This window comes from Streptomyces sp. NPDC088747 (assembly GCF_044751025.1).
Taxonomy (GTDB): domain Bacteria; phylum Actinomycetota; class Actinomycetes; order Streptomycetales; family Streptomycetaceae; genus Streptomyces.
In genome coordinates this window covers 314,310-338,621 of record NZ_JBIVKZ010000002.1, presented here as the reverse complement: position 1 = coordinate 338,621, position 24,312 = coordinate 314,310, and the positions used below count along the sequence as shown (strand labels likewise).

Here is a 24,312-nt window from a genome sequence, read left to right as displayed (position 1 = left end):
GGCGTCGGTCCACGAGTCGCGCCCCGTCCGCCGACCGGGGACCCGCCGGTCCTCACGCCGGGACGCGCACCCGTTGCCGCTCCGCCTCGGCGAGGCGCGCCGAGCGGGTCCGGGCGCCGAAGACGGCGAGGACGATCGCGCCGAGCAGCCAGGAACCGGCGATGAAGTAGAAGACGCTCCGGTAGCCGTGGCCGTTGTAGAGCGCCGCGACGATCAGCGGACCGGCGGCGTTCGACAGCCGGCCCAGGCCGTAGGAGACGCTCGTTCCCAGGGAGCGGCTCCGGGTGTCGAAGAGCTCGGGGGAGTAGGCGTAGGCGAGGGCGGTGTAGCCGCGTTCGAAGAGGTTCACCAGGAAGCCGAACACGATGATGAGGACCGGGTCGAAGGCGAGCCCGTACAGCAGGCCGCACGCCGCGATGACCACGCCGAAGGTGACCAGGCACCACTTGCGCTCGAACCGGTCGGTGACCAGGGACGCCAGATAGCAGCCGAGCGGTGCGCCGACCGTGCTCAGCGCGACGTAGAAGACGGACTTCTCGATGCTGAAGCCCTCCTTGGCCAGCAGGGTGGGCGCCCAGCTGGAGTAGCCGAAGAAGCCGATGGTCTGCGTCGTCCACAGCACCGTGAGCAGCAGCGTGGGGAGCAGGTACCTCTTCTGGAGGAGCAGTCGCAGCGGCGCCTTCGCCGAGGGTGCCTCCTCTATCGGCGGCGCGGGCTCGGGAAGCGGGCCCTTCTCCGCCGTGACGCTCGCCTCGATCTCCCGCAGGACCGCGTCCGCCCGCGCGTGGTCACCCCTGCTCTCCAGCCAGCGGGGCGACTCCTTGAGGTGCCGGGTGAACAGCACGAGCAGGATGCCGAGGGAGCCCCAGAGATAGACCAGCCGCCACGACCAGTCGTTGAGGGGGACGACCGCGCTGGCGATGAGGTTGGTGACGGGCGTGCCGCAGATGCCGATGACGATGGCGTACGCCTGGTACTTGCCGCGGATCGCGGACGGGTACATCTCGTTGACGTAGACGACGCCCACCACGGTCATCGCCGACAGGCCCGCCGAGGTCGTCTCACCGACACCGCGCGGGCCGCCCAGGGCACCGGCCTCTTTCCGCGCCCGGTGCCTCTCCGCGCGATCGGCAGGGTGTACGAGACCTATCTCCAGTTCGTCGTCCGCGCGGACTCGCCCGTGCGTGCCGTGTCCGACCTGGCCGGGCACCCGGTGTCGCTCGGCGCGGCCGGATCCGGCGCGGCGGTACTCGGCGAACGGATCCTGCACGCGGCCGGCCTCGCCCCCGGCACCGACATGCCGGTCCTCCACCTCCCGCTGGCCGACGCCGCCGACGCGATGCGGGCGGGCTCGGTCGACGCCCTGCTGGTCGCGGGCGGCGTACCGCTGCCCACCCTCACCGGTCTCGACGACGACCCCGGACTGCGGTTCCTGCCGCTGGCGGGACTGCTGCCCAGGCTGGGCGGACGCGACGGCCGTGCCGGGTCGGGTCTGGAGAAGGTCCCGCTGCCGCAGGGCGCGTACCGGACGGCGGGCGGAGTCGACACCATCGGCGTGTCCAACCTGCTGGTGTGCCGCCTCGACCTCCCCCGCGGCGTCGCCGAGGCGCTCACCCGCCTGCTGGTCCTCCGCGCGACCGCCCTCGTCCCCGACAACGCCGTCGGCACCCAGTTCCTCGACGTCGGCAGCCTGATCGGCACGGGCGCCGTCCCCCTGCACCCCGGGGCGGTCGCCGCGTACCGCTCGCTGCACGGCTGAACCCCCGCCGGGCGGGCCCACCGGACCAGTTACCCCAGGTCAGCGCACCGGGAAGCCGAAGGAGTAGCCCTGCTCCTTGAGCCGGGGCAGGAGCAGGCGCAGGGCCTCGACGGTCTGGGCGCGGTCGCCTCCCGCGTCGTGGAAGAGGACCGTCGGCCCGTTGGGCAGCTCCCGCTCGACCGTCTCGACGATGGCGTCCGTACCCGGCTGCTCGAAGTCTTTGGTGTCCACGTTCCAGCCCAGCGGACGCATGCCGCGGGAGGCGGCGAGCTTGCGGCTGTAGGGGGTGAAGGCGCCGCCGGGCGCCCGGTAGTACATCGGCCGTACGCCACCGGACGCCTCGGTGATCATGCGTTCGGCGTCGAGGATCTGCTGCGACTGGTAGTGCGGTGTCTTCTTGTCCATGGTGGTGTCGTGCGCCACCGAGTGGTCGCACAGCCGGTGCCCGGCAGCGACCACCTGCTTCACGAGGTCGGGGTGGGCCCGCGCCTGCGTCCCCACCATGCAGAACGTCGCCTTCACCCCGAACTCCCGCAGTACGTCCAGCACTTGAGGCGTCCATACGGGGTCGGGGCCGTCGTCGATGGTGATGTTGACGCCGCGCGCCCCCTTGTCCGAGGCGTGCGCGATGGACACCGCGACCGGCTCGACGCCGCTGCCCGGCGACGCGGACGCCTTCGGCGAGGCGCCACCGACGGCACCGGCCTGCGCGGTCCACACCGAGGCACCGGCGGCGAGCAGCGTCACCCCGAGCGCCGTGCCGAGCACCTTGCCGTACCAGCCACGCCGTTCACCGTGCCGTGCCATGTCCGCCCCGATTCCACGCAGTTGCTCGCCGGTCCCCTGGTCGCCCCGCGACCATCTGACATGACGACGGCCGGCGGACATCGGATGCGTCCGTTACCGATCAAGGACAATCCCGGGGCGGTCCCCTGACAACCGGGCGCGCCGCAGCGGGTGCGAGACGGGCCGAGTTCCGTGACGCGGTCGCGGTCGCGGTCGCGGTCGCGGTCGCGGTCGAGGACGAGGAAGAGGTCGAGGACGTGCTGTGCTCGCTGTTCGGTGCGAGGCCGACTCCGACGCCGGAACCGTGGGAAAGGTTGTGCGGCGGCCAGGACCGCGGGTGGTACTGCTGTTCCCACCCTGAAGGCTGGCGGCTGCCGTGTTCTTCGGAGGATGATCAGGCACGCGAAGGATCCGGCGAGGTCGTTGACCACGGTCGTCGGGCCTTCGAGACGTGAGATGGCGGCGCCGTCCTGCTTGTGGCCGGTCCGCGTAGCGCCGCAGCCCCCGAACCGGAGTCAGTCAGAAGCCGTTGTCCAACCGAATCCGGGGCCTGACTGATCCAGCGCGGCCCCCCAGACGCGGCCCCGCTCCGCATGGAACCGACCAGCAGTCCTGGAGTCGCCCCCCGCGCGGCACTCGGGCCAGCGCGCCCTGGACAGGGGCCGCTCCCGGGCCCGGCCGCGGGCCGATGACGCCGGCCCCGACGCCGGACGGCACACTGCTTCCGCCGGGTTCCGCACTCTCGGCATCCACCCGACTCCGGGGACTCACCGCTCGCCTCGTAGGCTCCCTTCGATGAGCGACACCAATGAGGGGAATCGATGAGGGCATCGATGCGAGGTCGTCACCTGGCCACGGCATCATCGCCGACTTCGATCTGACAGTGCTCTCCTGAACTAGCCTTGAGCGAGGGACCGTTGGGCGGGTGGCCGGGTAGAGGAGCCCCGTGGTGCCGCCGACCGGATCGGTCCCTGAAGCAGCCGAAAGGAACCCACGGTGTCCGACGAAGGACGGCTGATCGCCGGCCGATACCGCATTCTCGACCGGATCGGCCGAGGCGGCATGGCCACCGTGTGGCGCGCCCACGACGATCTCCTCACCCGCCAGGTCGCCGTCAAGAAGCTGCATCCCCAGCCGCACCTCGACGCCGACGAACTCGCCACCCTCTTCGAGCGCACCCGCCGCGAGGCCCGCAGCACCGCCCAGATCAGCCACCCCAATGTCGTTGTCGTCCACGATGTCGTGGAGGACGAGGGCCTGCCCATCATCGTCATGGAGTACGTGCCTTCCACCAACCTCAGTGACCTGATCAAGGCGAACGGCCCGCTTCCGCCCGAAGAGGCCGCCAGGATCGGCCGTGGCGTGCTCGCCGCGCTACAGGCGGCGCATCGGGCGGGGATCCTGCACCGCGACGTGAAGCCGGCCAACGTACTGCTCACCGAGGACGGCAGGGTGGTCCTCACCGACTTCGGAATCGCCCAGGCCGCCGAGACCTCGGCCCTCACCCGCACCGGCCAGTTGGTGGGCTCGGTCGACTTCATGGCCCCCGAGCGTCTCGTCGGCGCCAAGCCGGGCCCGGAGGCCGACCTCTGGGCCCTGGGCGCCACACTGTTCCAGGCGGTGGACGGGCATTCACCGTTCCTCCGGGACACGGTGACGGCGACGATGTACGCCATCGCCATGGAGCCGCCTCCCGAGGTCCGGGACGCCGGGCCGCTGACCCCGCTGATCCAGGCTCTGCTCACCAGCAACCCGGCCGACCGAATAACGGCCGAGGGCGCCGAGCACCTCCTGCGGACAGCGGGCACCGACGCGCGACGAAGACACGGAGTGAGTGACTCCGCCGCTCCGCCGGACGCTCGGCCCGCCGCTCCGCTGACTGCTCCGCCCGTCGCTCGGCTTGCCGCCCGTACGGCGGCCGACGCTCCGGCTGCGGAGGCGAAGCCGGCCCCGCGTCCGAAGCCGCCCTCTCGTTCGGAGCCGCCCCTTCGTTCGGAGCCGGAACCGCGTTCGGAGCCGGAACCGAACTCGGAGCCCGGAACACACCAGGTATCCGCTGCCGGCCTGGCAGCGGAACGCCCGAAGCCGGCCACGACCGACCCGCAGGCACGACGGCCCGCCGGTCGAACGGCCCGTTCGAAGAAGCTGGTGGTGCTCGCCGCGGTGGTCGCCACGGCGACACTGATCACGGTCGCGTTGCTGGTCGACACGACGCCGGAGAAGAACAACAGCAGCGCCACAGTGTCGGCCGGCCCCCTCCCGGCCGACGACACCAAGACGTCCCGGTCCGCGGACACGCCGACAGCGTCTACCGAGTCCTCACCGTCGAACTCCATCAGTTCCAGCGCCACGTCACCGACGGCGGACACCCCCTCGCAGAAGCCGACGCCCATGGTCGGGCAGGAGGATTCCGCCACGGAACCCGGAGACGAGAGCCCGTCCACGAACAGTGGATCCGGCTCATCGGTCGCCCCGGCAGGCAAGGCCCTGGTGGTCGACGGCTCGGGGCAGTGTCTGAGCAGCGGCTCCGGGACCGACGGGATACAGCTGGTCCAGGCCGCCTGCGATGACTCCGCGGCGCAGCGATGGCTCATCCGATCGGACGGGAGCATCCGGTCGTCGGGGAAATGCATGACCGTGGCCGGAGGGGCGACCGCCGACCGGACCGAGATCCAGCTGACCGGGTGCAGCGGCGACGCCAGCCAGCGGTTCCACTTCTCCGGCAAGGAACTGGTGGGCGACCAGTCACAGAAATGCGTCGGCATCTTCGGGGGCTCGGGCGGAACGGTAGTGGTCCTCTGGGAATGCAGCGGCTGGGACAACCAGGCCTGGACGATCCGATGACCGGCGTCAGGTGCCAGTGGTTCACGGAACAGCCCGTCCGCTGAACCAACGCCCCCGCCACCGACTCAGCTCACGTCAAGGCGGTCCGCCGTCACCCCACCGACGTGTCGGAGAGCGGCTCACACGAGATTCCGCCCGCCACCGCACGGTTGACGGCCCACGCCGCTGAGCGCGACGTCCACGTCGAATCTCAGGTCCGGCCTCAAGTCCCGCATGTTGTACGGGCGTTCGAGGCGGGGCCCGACGATCTGCCGCCGCGTCGGCCGGACCGCCACACCGTAAGCCGACGCCGGGGGTCCGGACCCGACTCCGTGCAAGACTCCACGTAACGAATCCGTGTAACGAATCCGTGGTGCGGCGGCAGAAAGCTTCGTGTCGTCAGCGGCACCTGGACGACGATTCCCCGCATGGCAACGATGAATCACTTCGGCATGACTCTGCGCGGCTGGCGTGAGCGCATGTCACCGCAGGACAGCGGGCTGGAGGCGGACGGGGAGCGGCGCATCTCTGGACTCCGCCGCGAAGAACTGGCCCGTCTGGCAGGCATATCGGTCGACTACGTGGTGCGGCTGGAACAGGGCCGCGCTCGCAATCCCTCGGCCCAGGTGGTCACCGCCCTGGCCCGAGCGCTGCGTCTCGACACGTCCGAGCGTGACCATCTGTTCCGCTGCGCCCACCTCGCACCGCCCGCCGCCGGGGACGTCCTCAGGCACATACCCATGAGGGTGCAGCGCCTGGTGAACCAGCTGGGGGCGATTCCCGTCGGGGTCTTCGCCGCCGACTGGACCCTCATCGGCTGGAACAGGATGTGGACGGCCGCGGTCGGCGATCCCCGCGTGTACGGCTGGGCCGAGCGCAATCTCGTCGCCGGGATGTTCCGGGCGAGCGACGGACAAGGCCCGGACCCCGTCGCGGCATGGCCTGTCCGGTCATGGAAAGGCGACGAAGCGCAGGAGGAGGACCTCGTCGCCGACCTGCGTGTGACAGCGGCGGCCCATCCCCACGATGTACGTCTTGCCTCCCTCGTCGAAAACCTGCTCCGAAACAACCCGCGCTTCGCCCGGCTGTGGTTCCACGGCACGGCCGGCCCCTATGTCGGCGACCGCAAGACCATCGAGCATCCCCTCGTGGGTGACATCGCCCTCGACGTGGAGGTCCTGGTCCCCGCCGGCACCGGCCTCAGGATCGTCACGTACGCGACCGCGGCCGAGACCACCGACGCGGAGAAGTTGGACCTGCTACGGGCGACGTTCTGCGCACCTCGTCCACCGGTCCGGACGACAAAAACCCCCGGGTCATAGACCTGGGGGTTTCCGCGGTTCACATGGAGCGGATGACGAAGCGAACTCACCCTCTCAGTGCCCGGCGCCGGCGCTCGGTATCCTGCGCCCTGCGCCCGGGGCCCCGGCTCAGTGGTCGTCAGTGATGGTGGTCGCGATGCCGTTGGCGACGACGACCTCGGCGGAGAAGCCCTTCTTGGCGGCCGCCTCCAGCTGGGCCTCGGTGCACTCGACGCCGCCCTCACCGCCGGGGCCGGTGTTCACGGCGTCGCAGATGTCGTCGTAGCCCATGATCTTGGTGTCGTCGGCGACGAGGAACTGCTGCTCGCTGCCCTTCATGTCGGTGACGGTGTACTTGCCCGGTGCGAGGTAGGAGACGTTGCCGAGCCAGGTTCCGTTGACGCCCTTGCCCTTGTCGATGCCTTCGACGACGGTGTCGCGGGAGTCGGAGTCCTCGTCGGAGCCGGCGTCCTGCTGGGCGGCGCGGCGCTCGGTCACCAGGGTCGCGACGCCGTCCTTCATCTCCACGTCGGCGTTCACGGCCCCCTTCTCCAGGGCCGCCTCCAGCTGGTCCACGGTGCACGGCGCGTCCACCTTGGCCCCCGCCTCGCCGCATATCGTGCCGGCGCCGTAGACCTCGGTGTCCTCGGCGGCCCAGAACTGCTGGTCCTCCTTGCCCGGTACGGACACGATGTACTTGCCCGGCGCGAGGTAGGTGACCCTGCCGTTCTTGAACGAGCCGCTGACGCCCTTCGAGTCCTTGGAGTTCTTGGAGCCGGCCGCCTTCTCCTTGGCCGCCACCGGGCTCGCCGTGTTCGCGGAACCCTTGCCGGAGGAACTGTCGTCGGTGCCGTTCTGGCAGGCCGTCATCAGCAGTCCGGCGGTGAGCATGGCGGTGGCGACGAGGGCCTGGCGCAGGTGGCGGTTCATCACGGGGGATTCCTTCCGGAGGGCGGGATAGCAGAGGGCTGACGGCGTTTCACCGTTTCCCGCTCTGCGATCACTATGAGTCCGCCCAGACCCCACAGGTCCCCCCTGTCCTCGCTTCAGAACAGCCCGGTCACACACCCGTGACACAGCAACACACCGGTCGCAGACCCCAGTTGACCGACCCCACCCCACATCGCCCGCCCACCCGCACACCCCCTCCCGCGGCTGCCCGGCGCCCCTCCGACCCACCGCCGCCGCCCAGCCCTCCGCCCTGAGCGCCGACGCGCTCCGGCACGCGACCCGCAATCACAGCGAAAGGCGAGTAGTCCCCCGCCACAGAGGCGATCACCAGCAACGCTGGGGTGCGACCGCGCCTTCGTGGTCTTCAGTATTCGTGCGGAGGCTCCAGCTCCTGGATTTGTTCCGGTGCGAGTTCTCCGGGTCCGTCCAGACAACAGAAAAAGCCCGGGTCGATGGCCTGGGCCTCTGTCCTGGAGCGGGTGACGAGAATCGAACTCGCACTCTCAGCTTGGGAAGCTGCGAGCTCCTGCGATCCGTTGAAGTGCTGACCTGGGCGAACGTTGGGGACGTGGCCTACTCGGACCCGGCCGCTTGCACCGTGGTTCCCCGCTGTTCCCCCGCTCGATGTGGTGCGGTTGTGGTGGGTGCCGCGTCATCCACGACTCGGCGATACCTATCGCTTCAGTGCCCGGTAGCGCTTCGTCAGCGCAGTGATCCGCGCCGGGTCTGCCTGGCCGGTGAGCTCGGCCAAGAGATCGTCAGGGCACAGCTCGTAGAGGTCGCCCCACCATCTACGTCCGCGGTTGTCCCAGATCCGATAGCCACCTGGCACACCCCTCGCAACGTAGCGTCTCTTGCTCACCCTGCTCCGCTCTTCGGGGCACCGCACCTGCCCTCACCCAACGGGGTCATCCCGACGCTGGACCATACGCAGGCTGCGGCCGACCGGCGAACCAATATGCAGTCGGCCCACACTCTTTCCAACTGTGTTGGTGGGGTGGCGGGGTGGTGGGGTGCGTGCGGGGGCGTTCATCTGCGTTCATGGGCGGCTGTTCGGTGTGCAGGAATGGGCCTATGGTCTCGCCCGAGCGTCCGCGAACGGTGGTGAATGAGACGGAAACTGAGACGGTGGCGAACTGGCTGAGTGCTGGCTCCTGCCCGGGTGAGCGTCTCCCGGGAGAAGATCTCCTCCAAGATCTCTCCCAGCGACTTGGGTCCCATGATCGAGACCACAAGTGAGTCCGTCATGGCTCTTCGCGTTACGAGTAGGTCGCGACCACGATCGATATGGCGATCCCAAGAAGGACGCCTATGCCAAGCCAATGCCACCGCCCTTCCCAGTCGGGCAGAACCACCGGCGGGGGTGGGGTAACCCTTGCCTCTACGCGCCTCGCAATCTCAGCGAGCGCCATCATCCCGACGCGACTTGCTGTACGGCCCGTGTGAATCACCGTATGCGTCAGCAAACGATGTCTTCTCAGACAAGCGGTGGGTCTGGATGGGAGGGCGAACGGATGGCGGCCTTGAGTAGGTCGATCACCCGCTCGTGGATGTCTCCTACCCGATCCTGCACACGCACTCTGACGAACACGTGGTCCAGATCACGCATTGCCTTTTCCGTGAACCACCCGAGGAACAACAGCTGCTGCCCAGCGAGCGGCCACCCTGGCTTCACGGAGTTCAACGCGAAGTCCTCCCTGCTCAGGAGTCCGCTGGCCACAATCGACGCAACCGCTGCCTGGTGCTCCACCCACTCTAAAGAGTCTTGGGCCCCTTTGGCTTGCGCGACGGGTGTGTAAGAGATGCGGTAGCTCACTTCGCTTGTGAGGGCGACATCACTGCTGCTGTTGATCAAGTGGCACGCCCACGCCAACTGATCATGTGGTGCGTAACCGCCTTGCACGCGCCCGATGTATCCGAGCGCCGGCCTGACCGTGCGAGCGTATTGCGCTCGGGCCAGCGAAACTCCGCCCGTGGCCAGCACTGCCGCGACGGCACTCTGGCTGTCCAAGAGCTCTAGCCTCCAAGGCCAGCCGTGGGTGAGCCGATCGGGCAGGTTCTGCCGGATCAAGGCATGCACCAGTAGAAGCAGGGCCAGGCATAGTAGGACAGACGGGAGCCGAGAAAGCAGCCCGCTTCGATGGATCACACGCTGCATCGTCTCCATGCCCGCCCCCGGTCACTTCGCGTGTCATCGCCCAAAACTGTAGGGATGCACCTTCACGAACGAAAGAGGGTCTGCCCAGCACTGCCCCATAGCTGAGCTGATCGTTCGACGAGCGGCTGCCGACGCAGGGCAGAGCAACGCTCGGGAGGCCTTTACAGGGCTGCCGAGCGACAGCTGATCTGTGCTTCGCTGCTGTACGTCCCCGCAAACGCAGGGGGCCCCGGATCTCTCCGGGGCCTTTGACCTGTGTGCACTCGGCAGGATTCGAACCTGCAACTTTCCGATCCGTAGCTCTACAGAGATCGGTCATTGAAGGTCATACAGGCTGCCGGGAGCCCATCAGGGCTGGTGTTGGGCACTGGCGGTTGCTGGAGTTGCTGTACTTCCGTGCTGTAGCGGTCACGGGAGCTACCCCGCGCGCTCAAGGGTCAAGTCGCTGCGAGTGGGCTCGGCTCGCCACATGTCTGCCAGTTGGGGGTAGGACTCGACGAAGCGGCGAATCTCTGCGAGTTCGGTAAGTTTGGGGGAGCCGATCTCGGCATAGTGGAATCCGGTGTCTTGAGGACCGAGGCTGTCGACGTCAGCCCACGCCGGGTCATCGGCGAAGATGAGTTGCAGCTCCACTTTCCAGTACTCCGGTTGCCTGTCGGGGTCATCCTGGTTGCCGGCATCGGTGACAGCGAGCAGTCGCCCGAAAGACAGCGAAGGCTGGTCGTCGTTCCAGTCACACCTGCCCCATTCGGCGATGAAGCCATCGCCGTCGTTCTCCGGCCGCTCGATCCCCTCGACCTCGATCTGAAGAAACTCGCCGAATGCAGCCCAGGCAGCGTCGACGTCGCGTACGGCATCGGGCTCTACTCCACGTTGTCTCAAGATCTGCACGAACACGTCGGCGCTGGATCTCCATGGAATGGGCATGCGGGATGCTATCGCGGCGCTTCTCGTGGCTCAGAACTCGACCGTGGAGACGTGACGCGTGGCGCACGCTTTCCAACTTTGGTGGCGGGGTCTGGGACTGTGTGCAGGAGGGAAGTTCATCTGCGTTCATGGGCGGCTGCCCCCTCCAGGCAAGAGCGGCCCTCCGGTCTTGCCTGAACGTCGGCGAACGGTGGTGAATGAGACGGAGGAACGAGACCTGAGCCGTCGCCTTCGGCCACCTTCCATCTCAGACATCTCGTTGTAGGCCTGCCGGCTTCTACCTTGTTCGGATGGAGTGATCTGCACTTGCCAGCACGGTCGTAGGCGGAATGATCGCCGCCAGCACAGGGCTCCTCGCGGAGGGACGTCGTTGGAAGCGAGAGCACGGCAACCGGCACGCTGAGCTGCGCCGCACCTTGTACGGGAGCTACTTGGGGAGCCTCAGCCAAGCCAGGCACACATGCAGTGTCGCGCTCGGAGTCGCTCTGGGCGGGTGCCTCGCCGATGTCGCCGTGTTGCGGGCCGAGCCCGATGTGTTCGGTCCGGTGGCATCCGACCCGACGGTCTCCCGGCTCATCGACTCCCTCGCCGCAGCCGGGCCGAAGGCACTCACCGCGGTCCGGTCGGCGCGGGCCGAAGCACGGTCGCGGGTCTGGGAACTGGCCGGGGCGAAAGGTCCCTCCGCCGACGGTCACGTGACCGTGGACATCGACGGCGTTCTCGTCCTTGCGCACTCTGAGGAGCAGGATGCCACCGCGACCTGGAAGAAGACCTTCGGCCATCATCCGCTCGTCGCGTTCGTCGACCACGGCTAGGCCGGTTCCGGAGAGCCGGTGGCCGCGCTGCTGCGGCCCGGCAACGCCGGCTCCAACACCGCGAGCGATCACATCGAGACAGCCCAACTCGCCCTGGCCCAAATTCCCAGACACCTGCGACGGGGCCGGAAGACGCTGATCCGCACCACTCCGCGGGCGGCACCCACGCCTTCCTCGACTGGCTCTCCCGCCGGGGCCGGTGGCTGTCGTATTCCGTCGGAATAACCATCACCGACGCCATCCACCAGGTCGTGTTGAAGATCCCGAAGAAGGCAGGGACGCCGGCCTACGACGCTGGCGGCACCGAGCGGCCCGGCGCCTAGGTCGCAGAGATCACCGACATGCCCGACCTGAGCACCTGGCCCAAGGGCATGCGGCTCATCGTCCGCAAGGAACGACCGCACCCCGGCGCCCAGTTGAGATTCACCGACCTCGACGGACTACGGCTCACCTGTTTCGCGACCAACACCCAAGGCGGCTAGCTCGCCGACCTGGAACTTCGTCACCGCTGGCGGGCCCGCTGCGAGGACCGCATCCGAAACGCCCGCGACACCGGCCTGCGCAACCTGCCCCTGCACGACACCGCCCAGAACCGGATCTGGCTGGAGATCGTCTCCCTCGCCCTCGACCTCCTCGCCTGGATGCCGATGCTCGCCCTGACCGCAGAAACCCGCCGCTGGGAGCCTAAACGGCTTCGCCTGCGGCTTCTCTCTGCCGCCGCCCAGCTGGTCATCACCGGCCGCCGCCACTGGCTCCGCTTCACCGCCCCATGGCCCTGGACAGATGTGATCACCCGCGCGGTCCAGCGACTCGCAACCCTGCAGAACCCCGGCTGACCAGCAACTCCGACCATCCCGACGAGCCATTCTAAGTGTGCTCGTGGTCGCTTGCGGCGTTTCCAGACAAGCCTTGCAGGTCACGATGTGCTGCTGCCTGCTGATCGGCAGGAACTGGGAGACACGTGCCGACTTGGCTGCCTGAGTCCGCGGTCACCTCGTCGCTGGCCTTATGTTCGCGGCTGCCTGCTCGCGAGCCGGTAGATCACGTACGTGAGGGCCAGGATGAAGTCTGCGGCCACCCAGAATGCGACGACCAGGCCGACCCCGATCGTGGTGCCGAGGTCGCCGGCGTCCTTGCACAGTTCGAGGCTGTCGCCCGTTAGATCAGAGCACGATTCCGGCGTCCCGCTACTACTGGCGGCGCCTGCTATGACCCAGATCAGGAACAGGATCTGGACCGCTAGGAAGATCCAGAAGAAGACCCGATGGCGCTTCCTTGGGGGAGGTGCAGGCTGCCCCAGATAAGGCGGTTGGCCTGGAGGGGAAGCCTGTTGAGTTCCGGGCCATTGGTTCGGTTGCGAGGGTGAGGGACTGGAGGGTCGGGCACCCCAAGTCTGTGGCGGTGGGCCTTGCGGCTGTCGAGAATGCCGGATCTTGCTCATGGCCCGTCCTTCCATGAGGCGTTGTCTCTTATCGTGCGCTTTTGAACGCGCAAGTGCCTGCCAGGGCACTCCGACGAGGAGCGGCCGCGCGATGCGGCGGCAGGGCTCGACGACATGGTCCGAGGGGAGCGGGCGAAGTACCACAACGAAGATCGTGCGCACCGCAAGGAGAAGACCACCGGCACTTGGCCAGGCTCTTATGGCGCGGTTGTGGTGCGCGCCCCGCCCACTGGTCTAGACAACAAAGAACCCCCGGGTCATCGACCTGGGGGCTTCAAATGGAGCGGGTGACGAGAATCGAACTCGCACTCTCAGCTTGGGAAGCTACGCCGCTTGCGTAGCTCTATGCCTTCTGACCTGCGCAAATTCGCCGCGGCGTGGTTGCTGTGTGGGTCTGATGGTGCCGCTGTTGACCGTGGTTGTCCGCCCTTAAGGGCACGCTGTGGGCACGACGCTTCGCGCCGGGCGGATGTCGCGCTGATGTGGCCCTCTTTGTGCCCGAGGTCTGTCGGTGCGTAGGCCGGCCGCGCGGGGCCATTGCGACCGCACATGCATGGCGGCGACCGAATCCGAGGAATCACTCATCTCGGTTATTCGGCTGATTAGGCGTCAGGGGCGCTGCTAACGTCCACAAATGTCACACGGGAAGTCAAATGCCCCGTCCGCCCCAAACGCCAGGATGACCGTGAAGATCAAGCGCGTTCGCATCGAGAACTTCTGTTGTCTGCACAAGGTGGACGTGACCTTCGAAGACATCACCTCCTTCATCGGGCCGACGGGGGTCGGCAAGTCCACCGTGTTGCGTGCGCTCGACTGGTTCTTCAACGGCGAGAAGGGCGTCGCCCTCAGCGACGACGACATCCACTCGGCGGCCGAGGACGGCCGTATCTCCGTGGAGGTGGAGTTCGACGGACTCACCGAGCACGATCGCCAGACTCTTGGGCGGTATGCGCCCGACGGCGCCGCAAGCGTGAGTATCTGGCGGACCTGGCAGAACGGCGAGGACAAGATCACGGGCAAGGCTCTCGCGTACGGGCCGTTCGAGGACGTGCGCAAGAACGAGAAAGCCATGGAACTACGGCGTGCCTACGACCAGTTGAGGGAGAGCGACACAAGCCTGGGGTTGTCGGCCGCCGGCACCAAGGACAAGGTCCTGGAGGCGATGCGCACATGGGAGTTGGCCAATCGCGACCGTCTCACCGAGGCCGAGGTCGAGGACACGCACTTCTTCGGCTTCGCCGGGCAGAGCCGCCTCGCCCAGCTGATTGACTTTGTGTTCGTCTCCGCCGACCTGCGGGCGTACGAGGAGGCCGACGATCAGAAGGCGACTGCGCTCGGCCGCATCCTCGACCACGCCGTGGACCGCTCACAGGCAAACGAGCAGATCGGTGAGATCGAGGAGAACGCCCACCTGGCCCGGCAGGAAGTGCACAGCAAGGTGTACGGCCCGGTGCTGGACGAGGTGTCGGCCGCGCTCTCGGCGGAGGTCGCCAAGTTCACCACCGGACGCGAGGTGGTCGTGACCCCCACGGTGCAGGCTCCGAGGCCCGCCCGGACAACCTTCCAGGTGAGCATCCGGGACGGTGCTGCTCATACCTCGGTGCACCGGCAAGGTCACGGTTTCCAGCGCGCCCTGATCATCGCCGCGCTGAAGTACCTCGCCGATCGCAGGCGTTCGGCTGACGGCGTGCGGACGCTGTGCCTGGCGATCGAGGAGCCCGAGCTTTTCCAGCACCCTCCTCAGGCGCGGACTTTCGCGAAGGCGCTCCGCGAGCTGGTCGCCACATCATCGCAGGGGCGTACTCAGGTCATGTACGCCACCCACAACCCGGTCTTCATCGATCCGAAGGGCTACCACCAGATTCGGCGCCTGTGTCGTGCTGCCGGTGAGGAGCATCCCGCCACCGTAGTCTGGCAGGCCACGGAGGAGGACCTGTGCAGGGCGTTGGACGGGTTCGTCGACAAGAAGGTGATCAGGAGCAGGACCGAGGGCACGCTGGGCGGTGCGCTGGCGGAGGGCTTCTTCGCCCATGCCGTGGTGCTGGTCGAGGGGCGCGGGGACGAGGGGGTGATCACCGGTTGCGCGGACCGGTCGGGGATCAATCTCGGCGCGGAGGGCATCAGCGTCATCGAGGTCCACGGTAAGGACAACCTCATGATCTCCGACGCTCTCTTCAGCGCTCTGGGTGTGCCCTGCTATGTCGTGTTCGACGGCGACGTCGGTATGGAGGAGCGCAAGCGGGCGTCGGTGCAGCACCTCATCCCGCAGCAGCGGCAGGACAAGGAGCAGGAGTTCGAGCGCCAGGCGCGGAAGAACCGGACCAAGAACGCGAATCTTCTGCAGTACCTGGGCGCGACGCCCAATCCCCAGCCCGCCGACGACTCGACCGGCCGCTACACCGTATTCGAGGACACCCTGGAGACCCACCTCGACCAACACTGGCCGACTTGGGAGGAGCGCAGGCAGGAACTCGTCCGTGCCTGCGAGGGCGTCGACGGGAAGAATGCGGCGACCTATCTGGAGACGACCCGCACGGCCGCTACGGAGCCGCCGTTCCTGCTGCACGCCCTGCTGGAGAACGTTCGGTCGCTGACCGGGCGACGCTAGCCAGATGGTTCCCTCACGCGGGTTCGCGGTTCTACGCCAGCTACAGACCTGACGCTGCGGGAAGGGTTGCCGACTTGGCCGTACTGGCGACGGAGGCCATCTGCGACCAAAGCCGTAAAAGCAAGGTTATGGACCCTCCAGGGGTACTTTGTCTGACTCGGTCGGCGGCTGCTAGGGCCACGAGATCTCAACCTGTGAGGGGCTGCACCCAACACGCTTTCCAAGTCTTCGTCTGGGGGTTCGGTGAGGGGCGGGGGCGTTCTGACCTGGGGTGGAGTGGGTGGTGGGGGTGCTCGTGGACGGCGCCGGACGGGGGCGAATGAGACCAGAACTGAGACCAGGGAGGGTTGTGTTTTGCCTGTTCAAGGGCGGTTCTTGAGACGGTCTAGTCCTATGTCGGCGGCGTGCTTTGGTGCTGGCTCAGCCGTTGTTCTTTTCACTGTCCCAAGTGCCGCATCGCGTATGCGCGCTCCTCCGGGTGCCATTCCAGCCGCGCGGCATCCAGGCAGTTCAGGCCTCCGCGCCGGTGTGATCGCTCGACGGCGGGCCTGCCACGTGCATGCGTGCGAAGACCCAGAGCACGAGGGAGAAGCGGACTGGACGATACTGAGCGTCGTCCTCCTCGGCGGCTTGGGGCCGACCTCCGGAGACCAGCCGGGCTCGCCTGGCGTGTGAGAGGGAGTGGCGGTCATGCCGTGAGTGTCGCGACGCGCCTGGGTCTTTGCGGAGTCGATCAGCCTGGTGATCACTTGAGAGAGCGGCAGGGGTGGTCGCTGTCCACGGCGGAGGGGGCATGCCGTCCCGAGTTTGGGCGTGGACCTGCTTTAGGAAATGCATCAGCATCGGGTCGGCGCGACCGGTAACGTTTTCCAGCGTGAACGAGACTGGTGTTCAATCCGAGCCTGCCGATGAGCGGACCGCTGCTGAGGATGCAGGGCGGCCTGCTCTTGTGGATTGGCAGAGAAGGCTCAATGACTCCTCTGGCCATCGCGCCATCGCGCTCGGAGCCCGAGTCAAACGAATAGGGTACGTTTTTCAGGGCAATGTTGCGCAATACAAGTCGCTCGTTGTCAAGCTGCAGGATCCGGCAGTATCCGGTCCGATTGTCGATGTCCGCAATCCCGAGGCGCACGACGGGCTTCTGTCAGAGGCTGAGCGTCTTCTGCACAACGTCCTTACTGCGATGAGTATGCGAGTTGATCAGCAGCGCCGCTTCATGGGGAAATATCTCCACGACGACTTGGTGCTGATGAGTGAATATAGTGAAAAGGTTGTCTCCCTCTTTAAGGATGACCCGCAGGCGGGCTTCTTAAAAGGGCTGCGGAATTACATCACGCACATGCAGCTCCCTGTAGCGCAGAGTCGTCAGACGTTCGGGCTTGACGCAATTGATATCACCTTTACTCTGCCTGGTGATCCCCTGCTTGAGTGGAGAGGATGGAACGGCATACAGCGCACGTGGATCGCCGGCCAGGGTGATGTCGTCGCCATCGTTGATGCGGTCGACACCTACGCTCGTAAGGTCGGAGAATTCGACAAGTGGTTGTTCGACAGAATCGCTCTCAAGTACAGGGCTGACATCGATGTGTATATGCACGAGTGTGCGAAGTTTAATCGGGAACATGATCGAGTCTTCGGTGGCTAGGGGTTAATGCGGATACGCCTGGCCGGGAATCAGTGCGGTTAAGGTCGCCGGGAGTAGTCGCTCGGGCGAATGTCAAAGTATAAAAGCTGTGGTGCGTGAACGTGATGATGTCGAATTCCTGGGGCGTATGGAGAGCTCACTGGCCAGCAATGCTGCCTTAGATCTCCGTTTGGCTAGGGTCGGCTATCTGGGCCTCCGAGAAGGTGCCGAATTCGGTTGATCGGCTGATCAGTCTAAGGTCCACATCGCCAGCGGTGAAGCGGCCGGTGAAGTAGTGCCCAGTCGCGGATTTCGGGATTAGCCCGGTTACCGAGAGGCGGCACGCGCCGTGGTGTCGGGGGCTGCGATGTTGGTGCTCCACACGCGGCGTGTTGTCGTACAAGAACCCGATCTCAGCTGTTCCAGAGTTCTCAAGGGAAGCGATTGTCGCGTTGCTGGAACGGGAGGTGCTCTCCGCAGTGTGGAGGGCGATGTGCAGGCTCCAGTAGGTCTGCTCGATCACCATGTAGGCAGCTATAGGGCCGCGGTTCCCGCCGGCTGGGATGTGGCTCTCCGAGCTCGGAGTCAGAACGGCGCGCCATGTGCCGTTCACCCATGCCTGGCCGCTGATCCGGTGAATCAGAGGCCAGCGCCAGGCCCACTTGTCGAAGACGAGGACGCCGTAGCCGACGACTGCTGGTATGTACGCGAACAGATACCTGAACTCGGACGGATACAGCCCTAGTACTAGCAGAACGCCCGTATAGAGGGTTGCGGCGATGGTGGCACCGGTGCGGAGTGTGCTTGCCGGGCTCATCGCCATCCTTCAGTAGTTGAGGTAATCCAAGGCGCTGTTGATCAGGTCCCGAGCATCGCCCTCATCCCACTTCTGGTCCTCACCGAAGACCTTCTTCACCTCGTTGGGCTCCACCATGTGCCGCGTGCCGAACCAGGCGTTCGTCAGCTGACTGCGGACGTTGAGCAGAGCGTTTCGTACGGCGTCATCGAAGTCGCCCCCGAGGAACACGTGGTCCGGCACGTTGTAGATCAGACACTCGGAGAAGTACGACGGAAGCTCCTTGATCACGCCCTCTGCCGCGAGGTCGTTCTCGACGTTCTTCAGGACCCGCACGACGAACTTGTACCGCAGGTTCGTCAGGCCGTTCTTCGTGCGCCCGTTGGCGAGCTGCAACTCTGGCCAGTTGACGATCTTCTTGCCGTCCTGGCCGAACACGACGCTTCCTTCGTACTTACCTCCGGTGGCCGTGTTGTCGAACAGTACGTACTTGAAGCACGGCACTACGTCGATGCTGGGACGGCTGCCAATGACTTCCGGAACGTAGAACGCGATGTTGTGGTCAGCATCGACTGTCCCGAAATGCTCATCGAGCGCCTCGTAGACCTCCTTGCGGAGGCTGTCCTTCGTCCACGGTCCCGTGTATGGGTCGGGCTTGTTGAACCACGACGTGCCGTCGTAGTAGAAGCACTCGTTCAACTGCACCTTGATGTCCACGTCGCTGTCGCCACGGACATTGGTCTTGTTCGGGTAGGAGCCCTTCGCCCTAACAGCGATATTGACCCCTTGGAACGGCTCGTGCCGGTCTAGGGCCGCTTGCACCATGCGCTCGGCTCGCTCCAGGCGGTCTTGTTCTGACTGCCCTGGTGGATCTCGCCACTTACTGATCAACATGAGCCGCTGGTCGTAGGTCAACTGCCGTGGCATGTAAGTCCTCCCCCGCCCCGAGCCTCTCCTTGAGAACAACAGCCTAGGCACCCGTACTGACAAACCAGCCCACCAGCGACAAGTTCTGCAAGCAGCGGGCCCAACGGTCACATGCGACGCCACCGCCATACCCATTGCGGATCGGGCGTGCACATCATCGGGCGATTGGTACAGGACGAACAGGAGTTGGCACGGCGACCCGCCCTGCCTGCCTATTCAGCGTTCTGGAGATCGACTTCCCAGGATCGGCGTAAGCCGCGAATGCGAGCCAGGGTTGGGTCCTGCGCTGGTGGACAAGCAGGCCGGCGGCTGCTCACAGGCCGGTGACGGGTTGCCCGGTGAGTGCTTGGGCGATCTGCCACAGCTGTCCGCCGCGGGACGCCTTCACGAGAACGACGTCGCCGGGGCGGAGGATGGAGGCCAGGTAGGCGGCGGCGGTGCCGTTGTCGCCGACCATCGCGATGTCCGGTACGCCTGCCGCGCCCGCCGCGAGGGCGAGTTGCTTGGCGAGTGTGTCGCCGACCGTCACGATGAGATCGACGCCGTTCTCGGCTGCCATGCGCCCGACCTGGCGGTGGGCTTCCACGGCTTCGTCGCCCAGCTCCAGCATCTCTCCGAGTACGGCGATCCTCCGGCCGCCTGCGGCCTCGGTCGTGTCGCCGTCTGCCTCGGGCATCAGGACTCTCCGTTGTTCAGGGGCGCGAAGGTGATCGCGCGGCCGGCGTAGGAAGGGGACAGGCGACTCAGAGGGACTCGATCGTGCATCTGGCCCCAGGCTGACGGGTCCCGGATGTAGACGGTCGGGTCGGGACCGTCCTGGTAGCCGCGAAGGATGACGAGGTGGCCTCCCGAACGTCCGTCGTCAGGGAGCTGCTCGGTGACGGACATGATGACGGGTGCATAATCGAGGCGAGTGAGCAGGTCTTCGACCGGCACGGGCTCTGCGGCCGACTGGACGCCGAGGTCGGTTGCCAGGCTTGCGATCCCTGCGTGAAGCGCTCCGCGCGGGGTCAGAACCTCGTGCTTGACTGCGAGTTTCAGCAGTTCCGTGACCGTGGGGGCCTTGCGCCCGTAGGCGAGCAGGATCATTCTCAGCGACGCCAGGCCGCACGCCCGGTTGGACCACTCCAGCCGGTCCCCGAGTGCCCATCCTCCGTGCAGAGCCCATTCCTCGGGGGCGATGAGCTGTCGGCACATTGGGACATCGTGGACGCGCGACACAGTGGGCGGGCTCCTACGGTGAGACGGCAGCCTCCCGAGTCATTGTGGTGCTGGAGAACGCGGGAGTGGGCAGAGGAACATCGTATGGCGGTCGGGTCAACGCCTCGTGCAACATCGCCACTACGACATCCGCGTGTGTGAGCCCGACCATCGCGGCGCCCACCACGAAGTTGCTGCCACGGGACATGCCCGGCGTGCTGTTGACCTCCAGCACGTACGGCTGGTCGTCCTCGGTGAGGATGAAGTCGACACGCGCCGAACCACGCAGCCCGAGTCCGTCCCACAGCGTCGTGGCGTACTCGGTGACCTTGGCCAGCACCTCGGGTGACAGCTCGGCTGCCCGTACGGCTACGGCGCCCCTGGATTCCACGTCGAGCTTCGTGTCGGCGTCGTAGAACTCCGCCTCCGTGGCTTCGGTGGCCAGCGGGGGAAGTACGATGACCGCGCCTCCGGGTAGTTCCAGGAGCCCCACGGTCAGAGGTACGCCGGGCAGGTAGTCCTCGACCAGTACGGCGTCGCCTTCCTCGCCGGCAGCCTCGGCCAGCGCTCTGGGAAGGTCCGCCTGTTCGCGTACCAGGCTCATGCCCACGCTGGAGCCGCCGAAGGGCGGTTTGATCATCGTCGCCCGCCCGTTCCAGTGCATCGGGCCGCCGGACCACACCCGCCATCCCGGCGTGGGGACGCCGAGGCTCAGCATCACCCGCTTGCAAAGGATCTTGTCGGCGGCGACTGCGGACGCTGCGACTCCGCTGCCGCAGTACGGCAGGCGCAGGTAGTCGAGCAGGCCCTGCAGTCTCCCGTCCTCTCCGTACGGTCCGTGAAGGTTGGAGAGGGCTACGTCGTAGCCGGCCAGCTCCGTGATGAAGTCGGGCTCGCACGGGTTCAGCACTTTCCAGCGGGCTCCGATGTCGTCGAGGGCCTCGGACAGGGCGGTCACGGAGCGCTGGTCCACGGGGCACTTCGAGTGGTAGAGCCGGTCCTCGACTGACACCGGCCCGTAGACGAGGGCGACACCAAGCCCCTCTCGGTCGCGCTGCCAGTCGCGAAGGCTCTGGGCGGCCTCCCGCACCGCGAGACCGGAGCTGGGGTTGAGGAACTGAGTCATGCGAGGACCCCTTCGAAGGTGTGGGTGACCCGCCCGCCGACCCAGTGCGTCCGCTTCGGCCGGTCGGGATGTGGCCGGACCGTGAGCGGCTCCCCGGCGCGGTTGTGGACGGTGACGGCACGCTGCGACACGAGTCCGCGCAGGGCGGCGATGACGACGGCCGCGACGGCTCCGCTCCCGCACGACAGGGTTTCCGCCTCGACGCCGCGCTCGTAGGTGCGGATCTTCAGCGCCTGCCTGCCGGCGGCCTGTACGAAGTTGACGTTCGTCCCAAGCGGGGCAAGGTCGGCGTGGTGGCGGACGAGGCGTCCGACGAGTACCGCGTCGATTGCGTCCACGTCATCCACGATGGCGACGACGTGTTCGGTGCCGGTGTGGGCGCTGTCGAACCAAGTCGGCTTGCCGTTGATGACGGTCTGAACTCGTCGGGGATGGACCGCGCCGACTTCGGCCGTGACCCACACGGAGTCGTCGCTCACGATCGCCTCGTGCAACACCCCTGCCATGCGGAGGCTCACCTCGCGGAAGCCGTGGTCATGGTGCGCGGCCCAGGCGGTGCACCGCAGAGCGTTACCGCACATCGTCGCGATCGAGCCGTCAGCGTTGAAGCAGCCGACTTCGAGGACAACCGGGCTGATGCTGATCAGGCTGCTGATGACAAGGCCGTCCGCGCCTACGCCCGTTCGCCTGGCGCAGAGGCGCTCGGCCTCCTTTGACCAGTCCTTGCCGTCCGGCGCGGGGTCGGATAACAGGACGAAGTCGTTCCCCGCTCCGTGGATCTTGCGGAAGCGCATGGCAAAGCTCCTCGCTGGCGTGAGGTGACAGTTCTCGTGATGGCTGAATGGGGCTTCGAGTCAGAGGAGTTCGACGGGCCGATACGTGGTCGCCGACTCCTTCATGACCCACGGGGAGTGCCCGTCGAAGGTCAGGACCCGGCGCCCCGCGGTGCCGGCGGACCTCATGTCGCAGACCTGGAGGTACAACCCGTCGATGAACACGAAATCGCCTATGTGGACATCGCTTGGTTGCCTGTAACCGGGGATGGTGCCGAGGGGAGGAGGCACGGAGGTCGGTTCGGTGGTGCGGCGCTCAGACATTCAGCCTCTCCAGATGGCCAGGAGGATCGAACCGCCGAGTGCCAAGAGGCTTGCCACGTAGCAGAGTTGTTGGTTCCGAGGGCTCACGGGGCACCGACCAGGTGGCCGTGAAGGCGGTCGCGGACTGACGGGATACCGATCTCCCCAAGGGGCATCCAGGCCCCCGCGCCGGCTTCGATCACCATCGGGGCGATGGCGCCGGAGTGGGCCCGGAAGAGGTATCGGAAGCCGATCCGGAGGCGGGGGCCGTGGCTGTGTTGCCCCGCTCTGGTCACGTCGATCAGGAAGGGGCCATCGCTGTCGGGCTCCGTCCACACGTCCCGGATGCTGACCGCCTCGGCCAGCAGGCGCAGGGCCGCCCCTCCGAGCGAGTCGTTCTGCTCCTCCGGCTCCGCTTCCGCCAAGGCGAAGGCTCCTTCATGCCGCAGGGACAGGACGCGATTGTGTTCGTCGACGATGACCGCGCCCGTCGTCACGAGGGGGCAGCGCCGGCTGTGGGTGCAGGTCCCGCGCCGTGCGTGGTCGCGGACGGCGTCGTACACCGGCATCAGCGCCATCTGCTCGTCAGGGTGCTCGTACATGTAGTGGGACAGCTCCCGGACGATCTGGTCCTCCCGGATACTCACGGGGCACCGAGCCCGTGGCGCTGTGTGTAGATCCACAGGAGCCTTCGCGTGATGTCGGCGACATCCCGGAGGTAGATGAAGACGCCGAACGACGGAGTTTCCGCGGTCGGACGGTTCTGCAAGTCGATGAGCCGGTACCCCTTGCGGAACAGCTCCCGCACGTCCTCGTCCTCGTCCGCTCGCAGATCCTCACCGAGTAGAAGGTTGAGGTGCCCGATGATCTCCGGCAGAGACGCGTCCATGTCCTTGCGGGTGGAGGTGGCCATCTGCATGGAGAGGGCTGCCTCGGTGCTCTCCGAAATCGTCTCGACTGCGACTGGGAGAACTTCGGTACCCGCCCTGTCGGATGCTCTCGATGCCTTGCCGCGACTTGCCACAGTGATCACCGTCTCGCTCCTTCAGTGCGCGTTTCCGGCCGTGCCAGTAACGCTAAGAAGGGCGACGGGAGGGGCTCTACGAGTGTGCCGGAACTTGCCCGGCATTCACCCCAGGGATTCGATGGCTGCCGTGATGAGTTCCCGCGCCGCCGGGCCGTAGACGGCAAGCTCGGCCAGATCCGTGAACGTCTGGGCATACATGGCAAGTTCGTGTTTCTGCGTGACGGCGAGATGGGCCGAGACGAGTTCGACGTGGATGGTGTGGTCGTCGTACAGGAAGAAGCCCTCGACGGGCCAGAGGCTGGAACGGTCGGCGTCTTCAGGGATGATGCCGATGCTCACCGAGGGCAGCGCCATAACGCTGAGCAGATAGCCGAGTTGGCCGGCCATCACCTCCGTCCCGCCTATGCGCTTTCGGAGTGCTCCCTCTTCCAGGAGGATCGCGAACGTGTGGTTGCCGTACACGATTTGTTGCTTCTCCACGCGCACCTTGACGGCCGCCGGCATGTCATTGATCAGGCGGCGACGGTCGCGAATAGAGGTGAGGAGTGCGGTGATGTACGAGGCCGTCTGCACGGGGCCGGGAATGAGCCACGGCGAGTAGATGCGGAAGCGCTGGGTGCGTTCCCACAGAGGGAGGACTGACTCCTGGGCCTGCTTCAGGCCGGTGCGCTCCAACCTGCGCCACTCGACATACATTCCCTCGATGCCGCGGGCCGTCGAGACGAGATCCTCGGCCGCGCTCTCCGCACCGCAAGCAGCAGCCCACGCACGCAGGTCGCGCTCCGAGGGCGGACGCGTGCCGCTCTCGAAGCGCGAACACTTCGACTCATGCCAGCCGAGACTGTTGGCCAACGCTCGCTTGGTGAGCCCGGCTTCGAGCCGGATATCGCTCAGGCGTTTACCCAGGGCCCTGCGGGCTTCCTGAACGCTCGAAGATGGCGATGTCATGTCGCTGCGATGTTGCCGT

General features: G+C 66.5%; 20 protein-coding genes and 2 pseudogenes. 6 read left to right on the top strand and 16 right to left on the bottom strand.

What is annotated here, in order from left to right; all coding sequences use genetic code 11:
• Window positions 1-52: 52 nt before the first annotated feature.
• Window positions 53-1,057 (bottom strand): annotated as a pseudogene (locus ACIP79_RS05970) (MFS transporter); the annotation flags it as partial.
• Between ACIP79_RS05970 and ACIP79_RS05965 the strand changes: the two are divergent.
• Complete coding sequence (locus tag ACIP79_RS05965) at window positions 971-1,759, top strand: TAXI family TRAP transporter solute-binding subunit (protein WP_401220890.1); 789 nt, start codon at window positions 971-973, stop codon at window positions 1,757-1,759. The pseudogene ACIP79_RS05970 and the gene ACIP79_RS05965 sit on opposite strands and share 87 nt — an antisense overlap.
• 39 nt (window positions 1,760-1,798) lie before the next feature.
• Here the strand turns inward: ACIP79_RS05965 and ACIP79_RS05960 are convergent, their stop codons facing one another.
• The gene (locus ACIP79_RS05960; RefSeq protein WP_401219899.1) at window positions 1,799-2,566 is read right to left on the bottom strand and encodes a polysaccharide deacetylase family protein; all 768 of its coding nucleotides are present in this window, start codon (window positions 2,564-2,566) and stop codon (window positions 1,799-1,801) included.
• Window positions 2,567-3,541: 975 nt separating this feature from the next.
• Here ACIP79_RS05960 and ACIP79_RS05955 point away from each other — a divergent pair.
• Together ACIP79_RS05955 and ACIP79_RS05950 are read left to right on the top strand one after the other, a co-directional pair.
• Window positions 3,542-5,389, top strand: a complete 1,848-nt coding sequence (locus ACIP79_RS05955; protein WP_401219897.1) for a serine/threonine protein kinase — start codon at window positions 3,542-3,544, stop codon at window positions 5,387-5,389.
• A gap of 407 nt (window positions 5,390-5,796) precedes the next feature.
• Window positions 5,797-6,690, top strand: coding sequence for a helix-turn-helix transcriptional regulator (locus ACIP79_RS05950; protein WP_401219895.1), 894 nt, complete (start codon window positions 5,797-5,799; stop codon window positions 6,688-6,690).
• Window positions 6,691-6,798: 108 nt separating this feature from the next.
• Here the strand turns inward: ACIP79_RS05950 and ACIP79_RS05945 are convergent, their stop codons facing one another.
• The 4 genes from ACIP79_RS05945 to ACIP79_RS05930 form a co-directional block, all read right to left on the bottom strand.
• Window positions 6,799-7,599, bottom strand: coding sequence for a hypothetical protein (locus ACIP79_RS05945; RefSeq protein ID WP_401220887.1), 801 nt, complete (start codon window positions 7,597-7,599; stop codon window positions 6,799-6,801).
• A gap of 694 nt (window positions 7,600-8,293) precedes the next feature.
• Window positions 8,294-8,482, bottom strand: a complete 189-nt coding sequence (locus ACIP79_RS05940; RefSeq protein WP_401219893.1) for a hypothetical protein — start codon at window positions 8,480-8,482, stop codon at window positions 8,294-8,296.
• A gap of 615 nt (window positions 8,483-9,097) precedes the next feature.
• Window positions 9,098-9,787, bottom strand: a complete 690-nt coding sequence (locus ACIP79_RS05935) for a hypothetical protein (protein ID WP_401219891.1) — start codon at window positions 9,785-9,787, stop codon at window positions 9,098-9,100.
• A gap of 408 nt (window positions 9,788-10,195) precedes the next feature.
• A complete protein-coding gene (locus ACIP79_RS05930) occupies window positions 10,196-10,675 on the bottom strand; it encodes a hypothetical protein (RefSeq protein WP_401219888.1) in 480 nt (159 codons plus the stop codon).
• A gap of 497 nt (window positions 10,676-11,172) precedes the next feature.
• Here ACIP79_RS05930 and ACIP79_RS05925 point away from each other — a divergent pair.
• The 3 genes and pseudogenes from ACIP79_RS05925 to ACIP79_RS05915 all read left to right on the top strand — a co-directional run.
• Window positions 11,173-12,356 (top strand): annotated as a pseudogene (locus tag ACIP79_RS05925) (IS1380 family transposase); the annotation flags it as partial.
• A 1,284-nt stretch (window positions 12,357-13,640) separates the two neighbouring features.
• Window positions 13,641-15,569 carry an ATP-dependent nuclease gene (locus tag ACIP79_RS05920; protein ID WP_401219886.1) on the top strand — a complete coding sequence of 643 codons (1,929 nt, stop codon included), beginning with the start codon at window positions 13,641-13,643 and terminating at the stop codon, window positions 15,567-15,569.
• An 874-nt stretch (window positions 15,570-16,443) separates the two neighbouring features.
• On the top strand, window positions 16,444-17,214 hold the full coding sequence (locus ACIP79_RS05915) for a hypothetical protein (RefSeq protein ID WP_401219883.1): 771 nt from the start codon (window positions 16,444-16,446) through the stop codon (window positions 17,212-17,214).
• A 157-nt stretch (window positions 17,215-17,371) separates the two neighbouring features.
• Here ACIP79_RS05915 and ACIP79_RS05910 read toward each other — a convergent pair whose 3' ends face one another.
• The 10 genes from ACIP79_RS05910 to ACIP79_RS05865 form a co-directional block, all read right to left on the bottom strand.
• Window positions 17,372-18,010, bottom strand: a complete 639-nt coding sequence (locus tag ACIP79_RS05910; protein ID WP_401219881.1) for a hypothetical protein — start codon at window positions 18,008-18,010, stop codon at window positions 17,372-17,374.
• Between the two features lie 9 nt (window positions 18,011-18,019).
• Window positions 18,020-18,916, bottom strand: a complete 897-nt coding sequence (locus tag ACIP79_RS05905) for a nucleotidyltransferase (protein WP_401219878.1) — start codon at window positions 18,914-18,916, stop codon at window positions 18,020-18,022.
• 313 nt (window positions 18,917-19,229) lie between these two features.
• Window positions 19,230-19,592, bottom strand: a complete 363-nt coding sequence (locus tag ACIP79_RS05900) for a glutamate ligase domain-containing protein (protein WP_401219875.1) — start codon at window positions 19,590-19,592, stop codon at window positions 19,230-19,232.
• Window positions 19,592-20,113 carry a C39 family peptidase gene (locus ACIP79_RS05895; RefSeq protein ID WP_401219872.1) on the bottom strand — a complete coding sequence of 174 codons (522 nt, stop codon included), beginning with the start codon at window positions 20,111-20,113 and terminating at the stop codon, window positions 19,592-19,594. The genes ACIP79_RS05900 and ACIP79_RS05895 overlap by 1 nt, the downstream gene beginning before the upstream one ends.
• A 37-nt stretch (window positions 20,114-20,150) precedes the next feature.
• Window positions 20,151-21,242 (bottom strand): ATP-grasp domain-containing protein, encoded by a 1,092-nt coding sequence (locus ACIP79_RS05890; RefSeq protein WP_401219870.1) that lies wholly within the window; start codon window positions 21,240-21,242, stop codon window positions 20,151-20,153.
• Window positions 21,239-22,036, bottom strand: coding sequence for a diaminopimelate epimerase (gene dapF, locus ACIP79_RS05885; RefSeq protein WP_401219868.1), 798 nt, complete (start codon window positions 22,034-22,036; stop codon window positions 21,239-21,241). The genes ACIP79_RS05890 and dapF overlap by 4 nt, the downstream gene beginning before the upstream one ends.
• Before the next feature lie 60 nt (window positions 22,037-22,096).
• On the bottom strand, window positions 22,097-22,339 hold the full coding sequence (locus ACIP79_RS05880) for a hypothetical protein (protein WP_401219865.1): 243 nt from the start codon (window positions 22,337-22,339) through the stop codon (window positions 22,097-22,099).
• A gap of 83 nt (window positions 22,340-22,422) precedes the next feature.
• Entirely contained in the window at window positions 22,423-22,965 is a 543-nt protein-coding gene (locus ACIP79_RS05875) for an NUDIX hydrolase (protein ID WP_401219862.1), read from the bottom strand.
• Window positions 22,962-23,237, bottom strand: a complete 276-nt coding sequence (locus ACIP79_RS05870) for a hypothetical protein (protein WP_401219860.1) — start codon at window positions 23,235-23,237, stop codon at window positions 22,962-22,964. Before ACIP79_RS05870 ends, ACIP79_RS05875 begins: the two co-directional genes overlap by 4 nt.
• Window positions 23,238-23,447: 210 nt before the next feature.
• Window positions 23,448-24,293, bottom strand: a complete 846-nt coding sequence (locus ACIP79_RS05865) for a helix-turn-helix domain-containing protein (RefSeq protein WP_401219857.1) — start codon at window positions 24,291-24,293, stop codon at window positions 23,448-23,450.
• Between the last annotated feature and the right edge of the window lie 19 nt (window positions 24,294-24,312).

Bases quoted from the DNA above. Each gene is read 5' to 3' on its own strand.
- dapF (WP_401219868.1), bottom strand. From the start codon at position 22,036: ATGCGCTTCCGCAAGATCCACGGAGCGGGGAACGACTTCGTCCTGTTA.
- ACIP79_RS05890 (WP_401219870.1), bottom strand. From the start codon at position 21,242: ATGACTCAGTTCCTCAACCCCAGCTCCGGTCTCGCGGTGCGGGAGGCC.
- ACIP79_RS05920 (WP_401219886.1), top strand. From the start codon at position 13,641: ATGACCGTGAAGATCAAGCGCGTTCGCATCGAGAACTTCTGTTGTCTG.
- ACIP79_RS05960 (WP_401219899.1), bottom strand. From the start codon at position 2,566: ATGGCACGGCACGGTGAACGGCGTGGCTGGTACGGCAAGGTGCTCGGC.
- ACIP79_RS05880 (WP_401219865.1), bottom strand. From the start codon at position 22,339: ATGTCTGAGCGCCGCACCACCGAACCGACCTCCGTGCCTCCTCCCCTC.
- ACIP79_RS05895 (WP_401219872.1), bottom strand. From the start codon at position 20,113: ATGTGCCGACAGCTCATCGCCCCCGAGGAATGGGCTCTGCACGGAGGA.
- ACIP79_RS05910 (WP_401219881.1), bottom strand. From the start codon at position 18,010: ATGAGCCCGGCAAGCACACTCCGCACCGGTGCCACCATCGCCGCAACC.
- ACIP79_RS05950 (WP_401219895.1), top strand. From the start codon at position 5,797: ATGGCAACGATGAATCACTTCGGCATGACTCTGCGCGGCTGGCGTGAG.
- ACIP79_RS05865 (WP_401219857.1), bottom strand. From the start codon at position 24,293: ATGACATCGCCATCTTCGAGCGTTCAGGAAGCCCGCAGGGCCCTGGGT.
- ACIP79_RS05945 (WP_401220887.1), bottom strand. From the start codon at position 7,599: ATGAACCGCCACCTGCGCCAGGCCCTCGTCGCCACCGCCATGCTCACC.
- ACIP79_RS05870 (WP_401219860.1), bottom strand. From the start codon at position 23,237: ATGCAGATGGCCACCTCCACCCGCAAGGACATGGACGCGTCTCTGCCG.
- ACIP79_RS05905 (WP_401219878.1), bottom strand. From the start codon at position 18,916: ATGCCACGGCAGTTGACCTACGACCAGCGGCTCATGTTGATCAGTAAG.
- ACIP79_RS05935 (WP_401219891.1), bottom strand. From the start codon at position 9,787: ATGGAGACGATGCAGCGTGTGATCCATCGAAGCGGGCTGCTTTCTCGG.
- ACIP79_RS05900 (WP_401219875.1), bottom strand. From the start codon at position 19,592: ATGCCCGAGGCAGACGGCGACACGACCGAGGCCGCAGGCGGCCGGAGG.